We start from the raw sequence: 18,224 nt of genomic DNA, 5'->3' as shown, positions 1-18,224 counted from the left end.
AATTTTATGCGCGGGCGACAAATCGCATGGCTGCCGAGTTCATGCAATAGCGCAGGCCGGTCGGCTTGGGGCCATCGTCAAATACGTGCCCCAGATGGGCATCGCACAGACGGCAAGATACCGCCGTGCGCTGCATGCCAAAACTACGGTCGGTTTCACTGACAACGTTAGCCGCTGAAATCGGCTGCCAGAAACTCGGCCAGCCGGTGCCCGATTCGAACTTGGTTTTGGAGTCGAATACCGCGGTATCGCAACAGATGCAACGATACAAGCCATCGTTGTGGTTATTCCAGTCTTTGCCGGTAAACGGCCGTTCCGTTCCTGCCTGACGCGTAACCAGATAGGAAATCTCGGGGAGCTGCTTGCGCCAGTCCGCGTCCGTCTTTACCAGTTTGGGGAGGCGGACCGTCTTGTCGCGTTTTCCCGCGGGAGAAAACAGATCGATGGTCACTTCGGTGCTCGGGTTTGCAGCGGCCAGCGGCGCCGCTGCGGCTCGGCCCAGCAAGCTGCCGGCCGCGACGGCGCCCAAGCTCATTTTCATGAACAAACGGCGCTGGGCATTCGGCGCGGCTGCATCGGCCTTTGCCTTGTTATCCGGGATATTCATATCGCCTCCTATCCAAAAGTGAATGCGAACGCTTGGGCGCCGCCATCGAGAAATTCGATGGAAAAGGTGTGTTCGCCGACATTGCCTGTTTGCCTGATCAGCTGATAGAGCCGTTGTTCGCTGACTGTGCCGTCGCCTTTGTCATCGATGTCAGCGCCGTGCGACTGCATAGGCGGCTGGCCGTCAAGCGTGACGCGAAACCGCACCGGCTTTCCGTCGGCGCCGGGACCAATCACCAGATGCAGGTCGCGCGCATAAAAGCGGAAAGAGATCTTGCCGGTCCCGCCGGCCAGCATGGCTTTCTCCCTATCGACTTGCCACTTGCCATCCAGCCCCCACTGATTGCGCGCCAAGGGCTTGGACAAGCGGTATTCAGCCACATGGTCCGGCTGAAGCTCCGGCACTGCCGCGAAGTTGTCGGCACGCTCATAACCCAGGTAGGTTTCGGGCGACTGCATGTGCTCGTTGTCGGCTGCGGCTTGCACGCCGCCGGCATCGATCGATGCACCCGGCGCGGGAAGGTTCTTTGCACCGGCGTCAATCAGAAGCTGGCGGATCAGCATTTCCGATTCGTCATAGTTGCCTTCGCCGAAATGATGGCCTCGGATCCGGCCTTGCGCGTCGATAAAGTAATGCGCCGGCCAATACTGGTTATTGAAGGACTGCCAGATGCTGAAGTTGTTGTCCAGCGCGACGGGATAGCCGATTTTCATTTCATTGACCGCGCGCTGCACGTTCTTCACGTCTTTTTCAAAGGCGAATTCAGGAGCGTGGATGCCTAGCACGACCAGGCCGTAGTCTTTGTATTTCTCGCTCCAGGCTTTGACGTAAGGAAGGGAGCGCAGGCAATTGATGCAAGAGTAAGTCCAGAAATCGACCACGACGACTTTCCCGCGCAATGCCTCTGGCGTCAGCGGCGCCGAGTTGATCCAGGCCGTCGCGCCGGCCAATGAAGGGAGCTGGCCTTCAACGCCCGGATCTCGATGTTCCCCTGCGCTGCTCATCATGGCGTTGCCGCCGCTCATGGCGATGGGAGCCTCGTCGGCAGCCGTGGGCTTGATCCGTTCAATCAGGGATTGTTCCAGGCGGTTGGTGCTGTTGAGCGACAAGCGCGTCAGGACATCGGTGTCCCAGCCGGCGGCAATGGCGACGACAGCCAGCAGGATCGCCACGCCCAGGCCGCGCCGGATCCATTCGCCGGCGCCCAGGGATTTTTTCATCAGCGTGAAGAGACGGCCGCCGATCAGCAATGCGGCGCCAAGCGATGTTGCCGCACCAGCCGCATAGGCAAACAACAATAGCGAAGTGTGCGTATTCGGACCGGAAATGGCCGCGCCGGTGAGCACCAGCCCCAGAATAGGGCCGGCGCAGGGCGCCCACAACAGGCCGGTGGCGATACCCAGCAGGAACGCCCGCACCGCGCCGGAACCGCCCTGGTTATCCGATGCGCCTTGCACCAGGCGATTTCCCAGCGAGACGAATGGTTTCGCAACGATATCGGCCAGGCGCTTGGACAACAGCGTCAGCGCGAATGCCGCAAGCATGATAAGCGCCAGCACGCGGCCATATTGATTGATATGCACAGCCCAGGCGCCGCCTACCGCCGCCAGCGACGCGATGCCGGCGAAGGTTGCGGCCATGCCGACCAGCATCGGCAGGCCGGACCGCAGGAACGGCTGTTCCGCACGGGCGAACACGAAAGGCAAAACCGGCAGGATGCAAGGGCTGAGAATGGTCAGCACGCCGCCAAGGAACACCAGCAAAAACAAGATCATTTTTTCTCCGTTATCAACGCCATCAGCATCGTGTCAGCTGCGGCAATGCAGTCTTTCAGTGTTTTCTGGACTACAACAGGTTAGTCGCCGGTTCCGCCAAGTCATTACAACAATATTCTGCGCCGAATGGCGCGCGACGTTGAGAGCGGATCCGATAATTGCACCGAGGGATTCCAGGAAAACAGAGTAGGGCAGGAGGGAGGGCAAATGCATTACAAATGAATGACAATTTGGTCATTCCAAATGGGGCAGGGGCGTATGACTGCTGCTAGTCATGCGTGGGCCTAGCGCGATAGGTTGTTTCCACGCGTGGAATGCCGCAGGCCCGCATTCACAGGCCTGCGACCGGTTTAAGCCTTCTTGAAACGGCTGGCCTCTTCCGAGCCGGAGGTGGCGTTGCCTTTGCTGTAGGAATGCGCGCCTACCCCCGCAAGCTTGCCGCCTTGGACGATCAGGTACTCGTCGCGGATCGGCCGGTCTTCGAAATAGCATTCCAGGATTTCCCGGGTGCCTGCGGCATAGCGCGTCTGCGCCGAGAGGCTGGTGCCGGAAATGTGCGGCGTCATGCCATGGTGCGGCATGGTGCGCCATGGATGGTCGTTTGGCGGCGGCTGCGGGAACCAGACGTCGCCGGCGTAACCAGCCAGCTGCCCGCTCTCCAGCGCGCTGACGATGGCGTCGCGGTCGCACAGCTTGCCGCGCGCAGTGTTGATCAGGTAGGCGCCGCGCTTGAAATTTTTCAGCGACTTCTCATTGATCATGTGCTCCGTTTCCGGATGCAGAGGGCAGTTGAGGGTGATGACGTCGCACACCTTGCTGAGGCTTTCCAGGCTGGAGTGGTAAGTCAGGTTCAACTCTTTTTCCACGGACTCAGGCAGGCGGTGGCGGTCCAGGTAATGCAATTTGACGTCGAACGGCTTAAGCAGGCGCAAGACCCGCAAGCCGATGCGGCCGGCGGCGACCGTACCGACATTCATGGCTTCGAGGTCATAGGAGCGCGCCACGCAATCCGCGATATTCCAGCCGCCCTTGACCACCCAGTTGTAGGATGGGATGTAATTGCGCACCTGGGCCAGTATCATCATGACGACGTGCTCGGCCACGCTGTGGCTATTGCAGTAGGTCACTTCGGCGACAGTAATGTTGCGTTCCATCGCAGCTTGCAGGTCGGTGTGGTCGGAGCCGATGCCGGCCGTGACGATCATTTTCAGTTTCTTGGCTTTGGCGATGCGCTCGGCGGTCATGTATGCCGGCCAGAACGGCTGGGAAATGACGATTTCGGCATCCGGCAGTTCGCGGTCGAGAACGCTGTTGTCGCCGTCTTTGCTGGCAGTGACCACCAGTTGATGGCCCTGGGCTTCCAGGTATTTGCGCAGGCCCAATTCGCCCGAGACGCTCCCCAGCAACGCGCCGGGCTTGAAATCGATGCCTTTCGGCGTAGGCAGGCTTTGCCCATCCGGATAGCGCTCTGGCTGCGGCAGGTCGTCGCGGGCGTAGGTTTTCGGATAGCCGGTGACCGGGTCGTCATACAGAACACAGACAATTTTTGCCATTTGAATCCTCCTGGTAGGTTTATGTCGTAGCCGTTGCTGGTTTTCAGGCAAGGGGACATGGAGGATTCTGGGCGGTTCGCCGTCAACGATCCAATACCGTGGAGCAATCGTTCAATACACCCCGCTTATCAAACTGTCGAAGCGCGCCTGCAGCGGCGTCTTGAGCGCCATTTCAAGCGCCGCCGTGATGACCGGCGGGTAGGGATCCTGGCGGCGCACGACAAGTCCTATGTCGCGCGAAAGTCCAGGGGTGATCGGCACCATGGCGATTTCCTGCCGCAATTCGATCAGGCTCAGCACGCTGTGCGGCACAACCGCGCAAAAATCGCTGCAGCGCAGCTGGGAATACAGGGCGAAAATCGAATCGCTCTCCATGCGGATGCGCGGGCTGACGCCTGCGCGCCGGAACGCGGCGTCGACAATGCGGCGGCTTTGCATGTTGGCGGTCAGCAGGCACAAGGGCAGCTCTGCGACCTCGGCCCAGGTCAATGATATCCGGCCTTGGAGCACGGAGCCGTCGCGCACGGCCAACACGTAACGCTCAACAAACAAAGGATAAACCTGGAATCCGTCCATCGACTTGTCGTCCATGAAGGTCAGGCCTATATCGATGTCGCAGGTGTCCAGGCGGCGCGCAATTTCATCGGAAGACAGAGACAGGACGGTGACCTTGATCTGGTCGTAGCTGGCCTGGCAGGACTGGGTCAGCAGGGGAACAATCGGCATGGTGGTTGGAATGGCGCCGATACGCAAGGTCCCGGACAGGTTTTTATGCGCGTCGACAGTCTCCTGGCGCATGGCGTCGTAGCTCGACAGCATCTGCTGCGCCCAGCCGACAACGCGTTCGCCCTCCGCCGTCAACCCTTCATAATTCCTGCCGCGGCGCACCAGGCTGAGGTCAAGTTCCTTTTCGAGGTTGCGGATGGCATTGGAAAGAGCCGGTTGCGATACATGGCAGGCTTCTGCGGCGCGTGAGAAGTGTCCTATGTCTGCCAATGTCACCAAATATTTGAGCTGTCTTATAAACATGGAAACGATGAGGATTTCGACTCGGCTACGGAATGAATATCGGCCAAAGCAGATTTTTCAGGTGTTTTTGCAATCGAGGCAATTGCGGCTGAAACGTATATTACGTTATTCCCATAAGAATATAACGTTTAGATGCAAATGACGGCGGACAGCTCACCGCTCCGTAGTCCAAAATTCCGAGGTTTCTTCCAAGATTTCGTCTGGCCGGCTCCGGCAAATCACCCCATCTTTCCGGGTTCGCCGAACCATTGCGACGCGGCCTTGGCAGCTTCCTCGTGACCGCGGGCAGCCTCGGCAGCCCAGGCGACGACGCCGTCGGGGCGCACCAGTACGGCGCGCAAGCCAAGGCGATCCTTGGCGTCACTGGCAACATACGCGATCCGATCGCCCCAGCCGCTGGCAAGCGCTTGAAACGGTCTGCCGGCGTCAAAGTCCAAAAAAAGGCCGCTTCCTTTGCTGAGGAGCGCACCGAGTTTTGTGCCATCGACAAGCTCGAAGTCGGGAGCGCTGCGGCCCACAAGGGGGTGGCTGCCGCCTAGATCGTAGCGCAGAGAAACACCCCACACGCGCTCGGCGAAGTATGTTGCGCCGTCGCGCGTGTCGATGAGATCGCGGATGATGGCTTCGAGCGCGCGCGAATGCATGCTCGGCCGCATGAGCGCGACTTGGGCGCGAGACCAGTCAAGGACCTGCACTGCCACCGGCTGCCGCTCGCTCGAATAGCTGTCAAGCAGGCCGGCCGGCGCGTGGCCGCGGATGGTGGCAGCAAGTTTCCATCCAAGGTTCATGGCGTCGCCAAGCCCGAGGTTGAACCCCTGGCCGCCTAAAGGGGAATGGATGTGCGCGGCGTCGCCGGCGAGCAGCACCCGTCCTTTACGGTAAGCCTTCGCCTGGTAAGCGCGATCCGTCCAGGTGGTGGCAAGCTGGAGGGCCGTCAGGGTGACCTCGGTACCGGAGATACGGCGCAACACCGCCTGCACGTGCTCAAGCGTGATCGGCTGGGTCCGGTGGAAAGCGCCGCCGTCGAAATCGACCATTGCGATGGTCCCGGGCCGCGATTGAAAATACATGCCGGTCGGCGTGTAGATGCGGCCTGAGCCAAGCTTGCCAGGATCGCCAATCTCGACCTGGACGGAATAGCCGGTGAATTCGGGATCGGTGCCGGTGAATTCAAAGCCGCCAGCCTTGCGCACCGTGCTGCGGCCGCCGTCACAACCGACGAGCCAGCGTCCGCGAAAAGTTTCGCCATTGGTTCGAATGACCACGTCTTCATCCGACTGGTCGATGTCTACGACGCCGAGGCCGCGCCTGATTTCGACCCCCATCGTGCTTGCGCGAGCGGCCAAAGCAGTTTCGATATGCTCCATGTCAGCCGCCATATTGGTGGTGGCGGGGCTTGGCAGGCGATACGGCCATTTCGAGGTATCGACGTTGTCGTAGTCGAACGGGATGCCGGCGAAATGGCCAGCCTGGCGGCGCGGCTGTTGCATCTCCGGCCCGGCAATTGAGGTGCGGCTGCTTCCCGCGTCATCTTTCACGCGGAGCGGCGCCGTTATGTCGTTCAGCAATCCGCGACGGTAGAAAGCTTCGATGGCGGGCGCTGATAGTCCGCGCATGCCGAACGGCAGCCGCTTTAACGGGGAACGCGGGTCTTCGGTTTGCTCCAGCACCAGCACAGAGATGCCTGCGAGCCGGAGCTCACAGGCGAGAAATAAGCCGACCGGACCTGCGCCGGCAATCACGACGTCATAAATCATGGGAAATTCCTTCAGCGCCTTGGCGCCAAGATGTACTGTCAAAAAGGAGAAGGGCGGTTCGCTGACGATCAGCAGTGGTAAGCAATCCGCAAATGCAACGCAACTTGCCGCCTTGGCGGCGGTGTTTCAATTCATCGTCCCGATCGGGTCAGAAACGTGTGAATGGCGTTCAGCGTGCAGGCTCAGGAATGTGAGCCGACTGGGGCAACCTCAATTGGCAAGTGTGGATTTTGCGCCGGTTTCAACTGTTTCCTCGTAGCTTGCAAAACAGGAAACAGGAAACGGGCATCGGGCATCGGGATGAATGATCATGGATATCCATTATTTCCCGATGTGCGTGATATTGGGCAAAAAATTACAAGGCGTCAAGCTGCCGATTGTTTCAGCCCCTTGGCAGTTTACTTACGGTTGGTGATTATTTATGCCACAAAGCCGTTCAGCTCTGTCCTTTCGATTTTTCGGCGCTCCTGGATCATGGTTTTTTCGGTGTCAGATTCACGACGGTATCAAATTGTTTGCGGCAGTCTGACGAAACCGCGGCGACGTTGCCGCCGGCATCAACGGTAAGCACGCCCAGCGGGGCGTAATGGTGCACGATGCCATCAGGCGGAAGCGCCAGCGGGACAGGTTGGCCTTGAATATCCGGCTCGCTAGGCCATTCGACGTTGCCGGTCGCGGTGCGGGCCGGGATCAGCCAGTAGTCGCCGGTACGGTATTGGTTGGGGGCGGCATTCGATCCCGGTTTCTGGAACTGGATTTGTACACCGTCTTCCAGGCTGAGCCAATTGTCGGTGCTGTCCTCGACAATCGCGGCTGCGCCGTTGGCGCTCAGTTGCAGCCCGCCGTCGGTGGCGTCGCCTTGTTGCTGGTCCCAGCGGCGCAATAGCGGGTGTTTGGCGCCATCGTTGATTGTGCTGTCGGTGCTGCCGCTTAATGTGACGCTCAGGCCGACGCGGTCGATCGCCTGCACCTGAAGCAGCGGGGACGCGAGGTTTTGCAGCACGTAATCGTCGTTTTCCACTTCGACCCAATCGCCCTCGCGCAGGCCGAACCGGTCGTCGCGCCCAAGTGTTTCCAGGGTCAATACATTGGTGCCGCCGCCGCTGACGATGGGAAACACCACCGAGCCATTCTCGCGTGACCATTTGAAGGTCGGCGGAGTGGTGTCGCCGGAGTGGATTTCAACGCGGTACAGCTGATTCTCGGCGCCGCGATAGCGTGCATCCGGCGCAATGATGCACGGGTCGGTGGCGCCGGCATCCAGCTTGGCGCGCGCTTTCAGCTGCGGCCGGCTGGGCGGCTGAAAATGCAGGCTGATTTCGTCCACGCTGCAGCAACGTGAGGTCTGGCCTGCATTGCCCGCGCTGCCGGCCGTCCCTGCGCCGGTTGCAGCGTTGGCGCTTGCCGCAACGCAAGCCGGCGCCAATTTCACTTGCCAGGTCACTTTGCTGCGGGTAGCGGTGTCCGGTCCGCCGAGCGCGACTTCGCGTATGCTGTCGTCCTCCACGTAACTGACATGGCGTTCCCATACATCGAGACAGACCTGGTAGTCGCCGGCCGCCAGCTTGGCGCCGGCTGCCACCGGATAGTCGGGCTGGGTCAGGTAACTGACGACGCGCCGCAATGTCGGCATTTGCGGTGCCGGCAGACCGGCCGGCGCGCCTTGCAAGGTCAGCAGCCTGTGGGTGGGGTCGACGCTGGCGATCGTGACCACGGTGGGCGGAAACGGCGGCGTCTGTGCGGGAATCTTGGCATCGAAGACTTCCACGTATTGGCCGGCCTGGAACGGGATGCCGTTCAGCGTCCACGCCGGCACTTGCACGACGACCTGGCCAGAGGCGGCAGACTGCACGGTGAGCGTGACCGCGTCAGTGTCCAGTTCGCACAAGATGCCGTCTACATAATAGCGTCCCGGTGTAATCCGGAAATCGCCGCTGGCCGCGCCTCCGGGTGTCAGCGGCGTCAAGGCGAACCCGGCATGTGCGATCGGCCCGCCATGCGCGCCGATCAGATCCGCCCCCAGCGTATGCAAATAATGCAGCAGGATGGCGGTCTGTTCGTTCCAGTCGGCATCCACTTGCACCCGTCCTTGCTGCATCAGAACACGGCTGAAGTGCTTGAGCGGATGGAAGGTGTTGCGAGTCAGGTCTGCTTTCATTTCTGGATCTCCTAGCTGGCAAACAGGATGCCGGCGTTCATTCCTGCCGGTGTATATTCGTCGAGACGTGCGCGCAGATTGGCGACCCGTTGCGTTTGATACAGGTCGTGAAAAACACCCATTTCGGCTTCGTCGTCGGCGCCGCGCACGATTTCTTCGGCGCAGGCAAGGCTAAGCTGGCAATAGGTCGGCGTGCCGTAGCGCGTGCTGTTGAAATCCGGCACGACGCGCGTGCGTTCACGCTGCTGCAGGGCGTCGCGTGCTTGCGGCGACATGCTGCCGTTGCCGGCATTGAATTGATCGGTCACCGCGTGCACCACCAGATCCGGCTGGCACTCATAACGGCGCGGCGTACGTGAGCCGGCCGGTATGTAACAGAAGCGTAGGCAGCCGAACTGGCGGCGGCATGCCAGCAGCGGACTCATGAAGATGCAATTCTCGGCTAATTCGATTGCATGCGTCTGCACTCTCCCGAACACGGTGCTGCGCACGATGGTAAGCAAAGCGTGCGCGCACAAGCCTTCGGGTGCGCCCAGTGCGATGCGGTCGAGACTGTTGGCGTCGACGATACTGTCGCTGATGCATATCCGGCCAGGGTCCAGCTTGACCTCGTCGCGGTTGACCTGGATGATGCCCAGGATACTGTGCTCGATATTGATGCAATCGGGCGCATTCAGCAACTCCAGGCTGGGTTCGGTCGGGCGGCGCGGTGCGCAGTCGCAATCCAGGCTCCAGCCTGCCACCAATGTTGAATGCCGTATGGTGACGCCGGCAATGTCGCCGCTGATTTGCACTGAACGTCCGGTCACCAGCACGCCGTCGAGTGTAAACCAGGCGCCCTTTGCGCCGCTGACGCTCAAGCTGTCAGACAAGGAGGTTTGCCAATCCAGGATGCGGATGACAGGGCGTTTGCGATTGGCAGCGCGGATTTGCAGCGTCTGCTTTTCTTTCAGTTCGACATTGATCTGTTCCACATAGACGCCGCTATCGCTTAGTTCTATCACCGCATTGGCAGGCTGATCGGTTTGCCATTGCGCCAGGGCGTCGTTGATGCGGGTAAAAGTTTGCCCTTCGCCGACCAGGTATAACTGATGATGTGCCGGCTGCGCCAGTGTGCGGTCGTACTCGCCGCCGCCGAGATCGGCGCTGAAGCCGTAGTGGTAAGACACCCATACGCCTTGACGGCGTGCCTGGTTGGGCGGGAATGCGATGCGGCCCAACAGCGGGTCGACAGCCACCTGGCCGGGGAGCGGGCGATAGGTCCAGTCGCTCAAATCCGCGGCCACCAGCTGTTCCTGCGGGATCGCTTGCCTGGGCGTGCCGACCCAGATCTGAAAACTCTTACCCGCGCCGACGTAGTCAAAGGTTTTCTTCAGCAAGCTCTGTTCGAACGGACGGCGCCGGATTGCTTGCGGCACGTCCAGTTCCTGGGGCGGATGCGGCGGTTCGGCCTGCGCCGGCGGCGTATACAGCGGGATGTCGTTGCCCAGCACGCTGAAATGGAAACAATTCGGTCCGGCTTCTTCGTAGCAGTTGGCCGGCGCCTCTGTGACCGAATAGGATTTCAGGCGCCAAACGTAGACCCCCACGCTGGGAATATTGAAGCGCCCGATGCGGTGCTGCGAAATGATACGGCGCACATCGGCAGTGTGCGCCAATTCCTCAAATGGGCCGCCCAGCCGCTCCAGCGCGCTGCCGTTGCGCACGTCGACAGTGCGTCCGCGTTGCATGCGCAGGTGGTTGATCGACTGCGCCACCGCCAGCAAACGGTAAAATTCGACCGCGCGAGCCGGCCAGCCGGCCACGTCCTGCGCTAACGACTCCAGCACGGCAAGTGTGCCTTTGCGGCGGCGGTCGCGTATGGTATGGGCCACGTCGCGGCGCGGGATCAGTACGCGGTTGCGCATCTGCCCGCGCTGCGTGGAAATGTCGCTGGGTTCGCCGGCGTCGCGCGCAGGTTGGTAAGCAATCAAATCGCCGATGTAGGGCACCACCCAGTCCTGGCAGGTTTCGATGAACCAGTTGTCGTAGAGCTGGGCGATGTCCGCCTCGACCAGATTGACCTGTTCGCTGATGACATGTAACAGGGCGCGTAAAGGATAACCCTGGTCAGCGTCGCGCTGCCGGTAGATGACTGGAAGCAGATCGTACAGGCGGTCGGCATTGGTGTTCATCGTCTGATCTCCGTCAGGATGAGCGTATCGGGTATCGCTGGCGTGAAGATGGCAAGTTCTGCCGCCAGGATGCGTTTGGAAAAATCGGTTGCGCCCGGATCGATCCGCGCCAGTTCCGCCTCGATGTGCGGCTGCAGCGTCAAGCTGCCGGCCAGGCTGGCCAATTGGCCGACACTGATGCCCTCGGCGACTGCATCGAATATTTTCAGGTCGGCATAGGCCACGCCCTCTACCTGCTGGATTGCGCCGATGGCTTCGCTTTGGTAGGCGCTTTGCCCCAGCTCGCGCTGATCGAAACCGAAAGCCTCCAGCAGGGCGGCCCGGATTTTCGGCTCGACCGCCTCCCACAGGTAGTCGGGCTGCATTTGCACACCTGCGTGCAGCACCAATACTTTCAGCCGGCGCGGCACGACCTGCAGCGCTTGCTGTGCGTCGCCAAACTGACGCAGCGCCTGCAGCAGATTGCGATACAGGTCGGAATTGAAGTCGATCGGAATGTCGTCTGCCCCGGCAATGCTGACGTGTACGACCTGGCGCCGGCCATCTGTGAGACGCGTTGCGCTGGCTTTGCTGATGCCGGCATAAGTGCGCGTGAAGTCTGCATAGTCTTGCGTCGATACCAGCCGGTCCAGCGCCATCACCGCCAACGGCGCATTGCGGCGCGCCTGGTCGCGGCTGTCGGCATCGGCGCCGCCGCTGGCTGCAAGCGGATTGACGACATCCTGCACGCCCAGCGGATGCGTAGCAAGCTGGCTGATCTGGCGTGCCTTGACGTTGCCGGCCTTTCCCATGCCGTAGCGGTACGTCGCCTTGACGTTTGCGCTGCCGGTCGGCAGGCGTGCGCCTTGACGGCCATTGCCGAAAATGATGGACGTGGTGTCGCCATCTTCGCTGGAATCGGTTTGCAGGATGTAGCTGCGGGCGGTCGGCTGCAGACCGTCCAGCGTATCGGCTTCATGCCACAGCACGTCGTTGACTCGCAGCTCCAGCGTGCTCTGTGCGCCGGCCGGGGTAGGCGCGGGCAGGTAGGTAAGCGGTGTCTGGTGCAAGTCGAATTTCTGCAGCGCCTGTGAAGCGTCGCCGTTGCCCAGCACCTCGCCGACAGTTTGCCCCTGGCTGGCCTTGGCTACGTTGCCGTAGATGACTACCGTGGCGGCATCGTAGCTGTAGGCCAGCTTGTTGGCCAGCGTCAGTATGGTATGCGTGGCGCCTGACGAGATGCGCCATGCCCACAGCCCTTCGCTCATGAATTGGGACGACGGAATCTGCCCGTCCGGGAACGGCAGCCTGGTCTGCGGGTCGAGCAGCATTCCGGTGAATGCACTGAAGCTGCCGCTGCGCTCGGCGTCTGTGGGTACATACGCATTGGCATAGAGGCCGTCGGCAAGTTGCACCTGGTCGCAAAACTGTTGATTGGGGATGGCCGCTTGCGGAATCTGGCTGGGGCTGAAATTTTTCGCCAATTTACCCACTACCAGACGGTCGCCCGCGCTATTCGGATCGCTGGTGTAGTACACCTGAGCAAATGGAATCGGCGCTGCCGTGCCAGGAAACACCGCACATGCCGCCGTGCGCGTGCCCTGGGCGACCGCCGCTACCATGACCAGTTCGCTGGCGGCGACGCCGCTGACCTCGGGAATGTCGGTACGCTCGCCGGACACAATGATCCAGCGTCCCGATTCCAGGCCATCATACAGATCGGCCAGTTCGAGCGTATCGCCTTCGATGTCGGCATCCAGCGGTTCCTCGGCCAAGGTCAATGCTTCCGCTTGCGCATATACGGTGGTATTGCGGATCGCATCGAAGTCGACAGAGTTCGCGGCATTTGCCGAAAACACGTCGAGCCAGTTGACTGTATCCAAACTGGCCGGATCGAGCAGGTTGATGCGCGTCGTCTTGCCGCTCATGCCGTAATCCGAGCGCGAGACGGTGGCCGTTGATCCGCCGGCTTTTGCAACCAGCAAGCCCGGCGTGGGCACAATCTTGGTTGCAGCGCTATCGACTGCGCGGGTGTCGACCACGATCCAGTCTTGCTGATGGATCTTGTCATAGGCGGCATCGAGCGACACCACATCGTTTTTTTCATGGTAACGCGCTGGCGTTCCGGTGGTCGCAGCAACGGCTACCGGCCATTCGCCGTAGGCAGTGACGACGCCGTTTGCCACGCCGGTTATCCTGGGCGGCGCATTATGGCCGAACAGCGGCGCCTTGACGCGCATTGCGTACACGGTCACGTCGCCGCCGGCAGTGCCAAGCTTGGACCAGGCCTGGTACAGGCTAGGTGCGGCGATAGGGCGGAAATTGGCCAGCAGGCGCGGCGCCATGTCGGATTGCGGCGCGAATGCCTGCGTGATTGTGCGCGCCAGGCGCCTGGCATTGGCTGGCTGCAGCGAAGGCGGCAGCGACAACGGCGCAAGCAGGGCATCCAGGTTGGACAAGGCGGAGATCAGCATCGAGCTCGCTGCGGCAGCTACCGGTGGACCGCCGGGCGGCAACGGGCTGATGTCCAGTTGCGGGATTTGCTCGACCAGGGTTTCAACTGTCGTGAGAAGCATGTTCAGCCATGGTTCGAGGCGGGTGAAGCTGCGCCTGACGGCCAGGTCGTGCTTGTCGCGGATTTGGGCGAGCACATCGCGAACCAAGGGCTCCGCTGCCTCTGGCGTGCCGTCGGAGGCGGCGAGAGCGTTCAGCAGAACCTGCAGGATTGCGGCCACCTGCTCGGCGACCTGATTGCCGGAGAAAACGCCGCCGGTTTCTTCGATATACGGCTGCAGTGCATTCTTGACGTTGTCGAGTACCTGATGTCCGTATTGCACCACGAACGGATCTTGCTGCAGAGTCACTTCAGTCCTGTTTTGCATCGGCTGCGGCTTGACCGATTCGATGAAGCGCACTACCTGCTGGCCGCTATCGCGATCGAGTACGATCAGGAGCGCGTCGCCGTTTTTCAAATTGGTCGACGTACCCTGGAAATACAAGGTGTCGATGATGTCAGCTTCGCTGCCGATTGGCGCGTTGCTGCCGGCTGCGGCCGGGCTTGCTTGAAATGGCGTGGTGATCAGTTGCGGCCTGGTCAGGCGCGGTTTCAAATTATTCCAGGTGTCGCGCGTCGGCAGGTTTTCATCGATTTCAAAAAATTGCGGCAATTCGCCCGCATCCGGCACGCTCTGCGCGCGTGTACCCATGGGCAGGTCGCCGCGGAAGCCATCGGCCACATTAAATGCCAGATAGACGCTGGCGGCGACGCCGGGGCGCAGTCGATAACCGACCAGGCGCGCCAATTGGGATACCGAGAATCGTTCGGCGGCAGTGCGCAAATATCCCTCATTGGCGATTCTTTCCTGGTAGAAGCTGAGCACGTCGCCGACCGTCGCCCAGGCGTCCAGCAGCGCAATCGACGGATCGTCTTCCGCGCGTGTTGTCAGGCCCTTCAACGGGTAGATGCGCTGCGTTGCTTCACTATTCACGTTGCTGCCATCCGACGCCGCCACATCCAGGGCCAGGCCGGTAAGACGCGCCAACATGCTCTCCATAAACGTGGCATGTGTGCCGACGCGATAGCTGAGGGCAGGCAGGCCAGGGCGGTTGGCCTCGGCCACAGGTGTCGCCACGGCAATCCCGCTGCAGCAATCGCAGGACAGATCGGCTGAACAGGCGCAGCTTGCGCATCCGCAGGAAGCGCAGCCGGACGAAGCATTGCGCGGCTGACTCATCGTCCACCTCTCATGTCAAACGCAAGCCGGCCGTTTTCGGGCAAGCTTGCGTTATTGTCCAGCTGCGCCACTTCCAGCGGGCCGAGTTGCAAGACGCCGTTTTGCACCTCGTCGTTCGGCCCCTCGAAGTAACGCTCCAGCTTGACGATATCCACCTCTTGTACGCCCGGCGCCGCTTGCGCCGCCGCGGTCAGCTTGCTGGCGTAAATGCCGTTGCCGAAACTCAGGTTGTCAGGGTGGAACAGGCCCTTTTTTCCGCTCGGCAGCAGCCGGTTGCTGAAGATGTCGAGCAAGGCGGCTTCCACCTGTGCACGCAAGTAGTGCGGCTTCACGCAAATCTTCAACTCCACATCCAGCGGCACGTATTGAGCGGGCTTGACAACCAGGTCATGGCCGATGCGTCGAAAGCGCTCGAGATAATTGCTGATCTCGCCTAACAAGACGGGATCAGCTTGTTCTGTGCATAAGGGATCGATCGCCACCAATACTTCGTACCAGCTGCCGGTCCAGCGCAGAGTGGCAGCGGCGCGCTGCAGCTTGGGGTTGCGCATTGCCAGCGTTGCATAATCGTCGGCGGTGATCGCGCGCGCCAGGGTCTTGCGGAAAGCATGCGGGGCGAACAGTTTGACGTCGGCCAGGGCCTCGGGATCGGTTCCACCGCAAGCAGGCATTGGATTGCGCGGAGTAACTTCCGCTCCCGGCCAGCTCTCGCTGCGCAATACGAGGAAATTAATGGTTTCGGCGCCGACATTGCCGGCACGGCCATTCCCAACCCGGTAATGTGCCTCAAATAGCATGCCGGCCGGCGGCGCCATGGCGCCTTCGCTGGCGGCTTCGGCAAAGCGTACGTGACCAGCGGCATCGTTGTCGGTTTCGACTACCATGTTGAGCGCGTCCGGTTCGCTGTCGAGAAGATCGCAGGCCGCGCTCCAAGTCTGCAGCATCGCATTGAGCTCTTTCGCCAGCCCGGCAAACAGGCTTGCCGGTATCGGCGCGCTGGAATCATAGGCGGCCAGCGCCTGCCGTGTGGCCGGTGTCAGACGCGCCAGCAAGACTTGCGATGCCTGGTCCTTGGCGTCGTGCAAGATGCTGGCCAGATTGGTCGGATCCTGCACGTCGCTGAACGCAAACAAGGCCTTGCTGCCGTCCGGCGCCGGTGCGATGCTATCCAGGGAAAGCGCCGGCAAGGCTTGGCGCACCTGCTGCGCCAGCAAGGCGCAGGCCGACTCCTGGAGCTGTATCGGTTGGCGGAAGGTCAACGGGTGCTGCTGCAATGCCGGGCGGAAGCGGCCGGGAGTGACCAGGATGTCGGCCGGATCGCAGATGCCGGGGCAACGCTCTTGTATCGTGTACAAAGGAACCTGGCCCAAGACTTCATTGATGCTCTGGCCATGATCTACCAAGACCACGTTGCCGTGCGCAACGCTGACATTTTCCAGGCAATTGCATTCCGGAGGCGGCGCCTGGGCAGACAGGCAAAGCGGAAAAGCCAATGCATCCTCCGCCCCCCAGTTGATCGTGACGATGGGCTGCTGATACAAGGGATCGACGCCGGCCGCGACATCGGTCAAGCGCACTGCCTGCCGGCGCCGAGGGTCAGCGTCGGCCGGATTGCCGGTTCCGGGACCGATCATCTCTTCGAAGATCAGCACATCGCCGGCCTTCAACTGCAGCATGCGCTTGCCGGTATTGATCTCTGTGTCGGCACCGCCGCGTGCCCACTGGTCGCGCAGCGTGGCGCTGGTAGCGCCGGACGCCAGGCAGCATTCGCAATCGCCCCAAGTGTAAAACTGGATTTCGTTGTGAGCCGCATGCAGTTGCAGCGTTTGATTTCCGTCAAACACCAGAGGCTCGAAAATTTCGTAGCTGCCGGCAGGCACATTGGCCAGATCCTGCGTCGTCAGTATATGTTTGTCGCGTGGCGCCCCCGGGTAGGCGGTGATGAAACTTGCCTGCCTGGCGTCGAAGCTGCGGTCGGCGTCGGTATGGATGCTCAGCCAGGCGCGCGCATTGCAGCCGTCATGCATTCGATAATCCACCAGGCGCGCATGGCGCCGTACCGAAATACGCTGGCGTGCCGTTGCCAGATAAGCCTCGGTGGCCACCGCATCCTGATAGTAGCTGAGGTAGTCACCAGTGTAGGCCAGCACCTCGACCAGTGCTATGCCAAGATCGGCGACGTGGGTTTCCTGCCAATCGGGCATGATCAGCGCCAGCCGGTCCAGCATCAGTTGGCGGAAACTGGCGTAATCCTTGGCCAGGTAATTAATGTCCGGTTCGCTGCGGAGCGGCGCCGGGCAATTTTGCACCGCCTTGCAATCAAGGTCGCTGGGACACGATGCCTTGAAGCTGAACGAGATCGTGCTGTAGCGCGTGTCGAAGCCCAGCATGATCTGCCCGGTCGCACGACCGGCCTGGTCGGTCTCCACCACACTTAGCGTATAGGTAGAAAAGTCGCCATAGCGATCGACCGTCACTTCCATCACGTCGTCCAGCGTGGGATCAGGCTGGCGCATCAAGTTGAGCCGCGTGACGCGGATATCGCGTATGCGCTGGCCTCCCGCTATGCGGACATTAGCTGCCTGGATGTGTTCCGGCGCCTTGCCGAGGAAATACACCAGCAACGTCACCTGGAGGTCATCGCTGACCTCCAGGTAGTCGAGTCCATACAGCTTGGCATTACGCACATCTTCGCGCCGCTGCCCGCTCTGGCAATGCAGTAGATCGTCCATCAGGCGGTACTCCTCGTAAAGCTGTCGGTGCGGCTCTGCGAGGTACGCCGCACCACATACTTGAGCACGATGCTGAGGGTCGAATCCTGAGCGCCGACGTCTAGCGTTTGCAATTCGATCAGATCGCCCAGATAACGCTGCAAGGCGGCCTGCAGCGTGAACTGCAAGGCCGCAGCAAGCTCAGGGCTGTTCGGCGCAAACACCATTTGCATCAATCCGCTGCCGAAGTCGGGACGGTTCACGCGTTCGCCCGGATTGGTGAACAGCAATTGTTCGATCATGTCGCGGATATGGTCGTTGCCGTCGGTCGCAGCAGTCCGGCCGCGTCCGTCGAAGTGCAAAGGGTAGTCTATGTTCATCGTCGCCTCGCCTGTGACCGGTTGCCTTGTTCTCTGGTTGAACTACATCGCCGTTGCGCGCACCTGCGTCAGCGCGATCATCAAGGGCGTCCCGGTCGGCGCGCAGATCGCTTGGCTATCCAGCAGCAACAGCGGCTGGCCGTTGCTGCTCACCCGTACCGATCCGGTCACGAACTGGGCGGTCACGCATGGCCCGTTGGCGGCAGGCGGCGGCGGGAATGCGCATCCGGCGACGACGTACGGTGCGGTCATCGCAACCGTCGGCTGGCCGCTCACCAGCACACGGGGATTCGGCATGGCCGGCTGCGCCTGCCCGCCGTGGGCGCACAGCACGGTTGCACCGACATGCAACAGGAAGCCCGGCATG

At 61.1% G+C, this 18,224-nt stretch carries 12 protein-coding genes; 1 reads left to right on the top strand and 11 read right to left on the bottom strand.

Going from position 1 to position 18,224, the window contains the following annotated elements; genetic code table 11:
- Positions 1-4: 4 nt before the first annotated feature.
- The 8 genes from msrB to V8G57_RS11715 form a co-directional block, all read right to left on the bottom strand.
- Positions 5-535, bottom strand: coding sequence for a peptide-methionine (R)-S-oxide reductase MsrB (gene msrB, locus V8G57_RS11750; RefSeq protein WP_425458275.1), 531 nt, complete (start codon positions 533-535; stop codon positions 5-7).
- Between the two features lie 80 nt (positions 536-615).
- Entirely contained in the window at positions 616-2,382 is a 1,767-nt protein-coding gene (locus V8G57_RS11745) for a cytochrome c biogenesis protein DipZ (protein WP_342829550.1), read from the bottom strand.
- 350 nt (positions 2,383-2,732) lie between these two features.
- Positions 2,733-3,935: an NAD-dependent formate dehydrogenase gene (locus V8G57_RS11740; RefSeq protein WP_342829549.1), complete on the bottom strand. Its 1,203-nt coding sequence runs from the start codon at positions 3,933-3,935 to the stop codon at positions 2,733-2,735.
- 111 nt (positions 3,936-4,046) lie between these two features.
- Positions 4,047-4,964 (bottom strand): LysR family transcriptional regulator, encoded by a 918-nt coding sequence (locus V8G57_RS11735; RefSeq protein ID WP_342829548.1) that lies wholly within the window; start codon positions 4,962-4,964, stop codon positions 4,047-4,049.
- 218 nt (positions 4,965-5,182) lie between these two features.
- On the bottom strand, positions 5,183-6,721 hold the full coding sequence (locus V8G57_RS11730) for an FAD-dependent monooxygenase (RefSeq protein WP_342829547.1): 1,539 nt from the start codon (positions 6,719-6,721) through the stop codon (positions 5,183-5,185).
- 472 nt (positions 6,722-7,193) lie between these two features.
- Positions 7,194-8,879, bottom strand: coding sequence for a DUF6519 domain-containing protein (locus V8G57_RS11725; protein ID WP_342829546.1), 1,686 nt, complete (start codon positions 8,877-8,879; stop codon positions 7,194-7,196).
- A gap of 11 nt (positions 8,880-8,890) precedes the next feature.
- A complete protein-coding gene (locus V8G57_RS11720) occupies positions 8,891-11,053 on the bottom strand; it encodes a hypothetical protein (RefSeq protein WP_342829545.1) in 2,163 nt (720 codons plus the stop codon).
- Positions 11,050-14,577, bottom strand: a complete 3,528-nt coding sequence (locus V8G57_RS11715; protein ID WP_342829544.1) for a putative baseplate assembly protein — start codon at positions 14,575-14,577, stop codon at positions 11,050-11,052. Before V8G57_RS11715 ends, V8G57_RS11720 begins: the two co-directional genes overlap by 4 nt.
- Positions 14,578-14,638: 61 nt before the next feature.
- On the opposite strand from V8G57_RS11715, the gene V8G57_RS11710 reads away from it, so the two are divergent.
- On the top strand, positions 14,639-14,761 hold the full coding sequence (locus V8G57_RS11710) for a hypothetical protein (protein WP_342829543.1): 123 nt from the start codon (positions 14,639-14,641) through the stop codon (positions 14,759-14,761).
- A gap of 1 nt (position 14,762) precedes the next feature.
- Here V8G57_RS11710 and V8G57_RS11705 read toward each other — a convergent pair whose 3' ends face one another.
- From V8G57_RS11705 to V8G57_RS11695, 3 genes are read right to left on the bottom strand one after another with little or no spacing between them, the layout of a single operon-like run.
- A complete protein-coding gene (locus V8G57_RS11705) occupies positions 14,763-17,498 on the bottom strand; it encodes a putative baseplate assembly protein (RefSeq protein ID WP_342829542.1) in 2,736 nt (911 codons plus the stop codon).
- A complete protein-coding gene (locus V8G57_RS11700) occupies positions 17,498-17,857 on the bottom strand; it encodes a GPW/gp25 family protein (protein ID WP_342829541.1) in 360 nt (119 codons plus the stop codon). The genes V8G57_RS11705 and V8G57_RS11700 overlap by 1 nt, the downstream gene beginning before the upstream one ends.
- Before the next feature lie 42 nt (positions 17,858-17,899).
- Entirely contained in the window at positions 17,900-18,223 is a 324-nt protein-coding gene (locus tag V8G57_RS11695; protein ID WP_342829539.1) for a hypothetical protein, read from the bottom strand.
- Between the last annotated feature and the right edge of the window lies 1 nt (position 18,224).

The sequence above is a fragment of the Collimonas rhizosphaerae genome, from assembly GCF_038896935.1.
Lineage (GTDB): Bacteria > Pseudomonadota > Gammaproteobacteria > Burkholderiales > Burkholderiaceae_D > Collimonas > Collimonas rhizosphaerae.
This window is presented reverse-complemented; position numbering and strand designations above follow the sequence as displayed.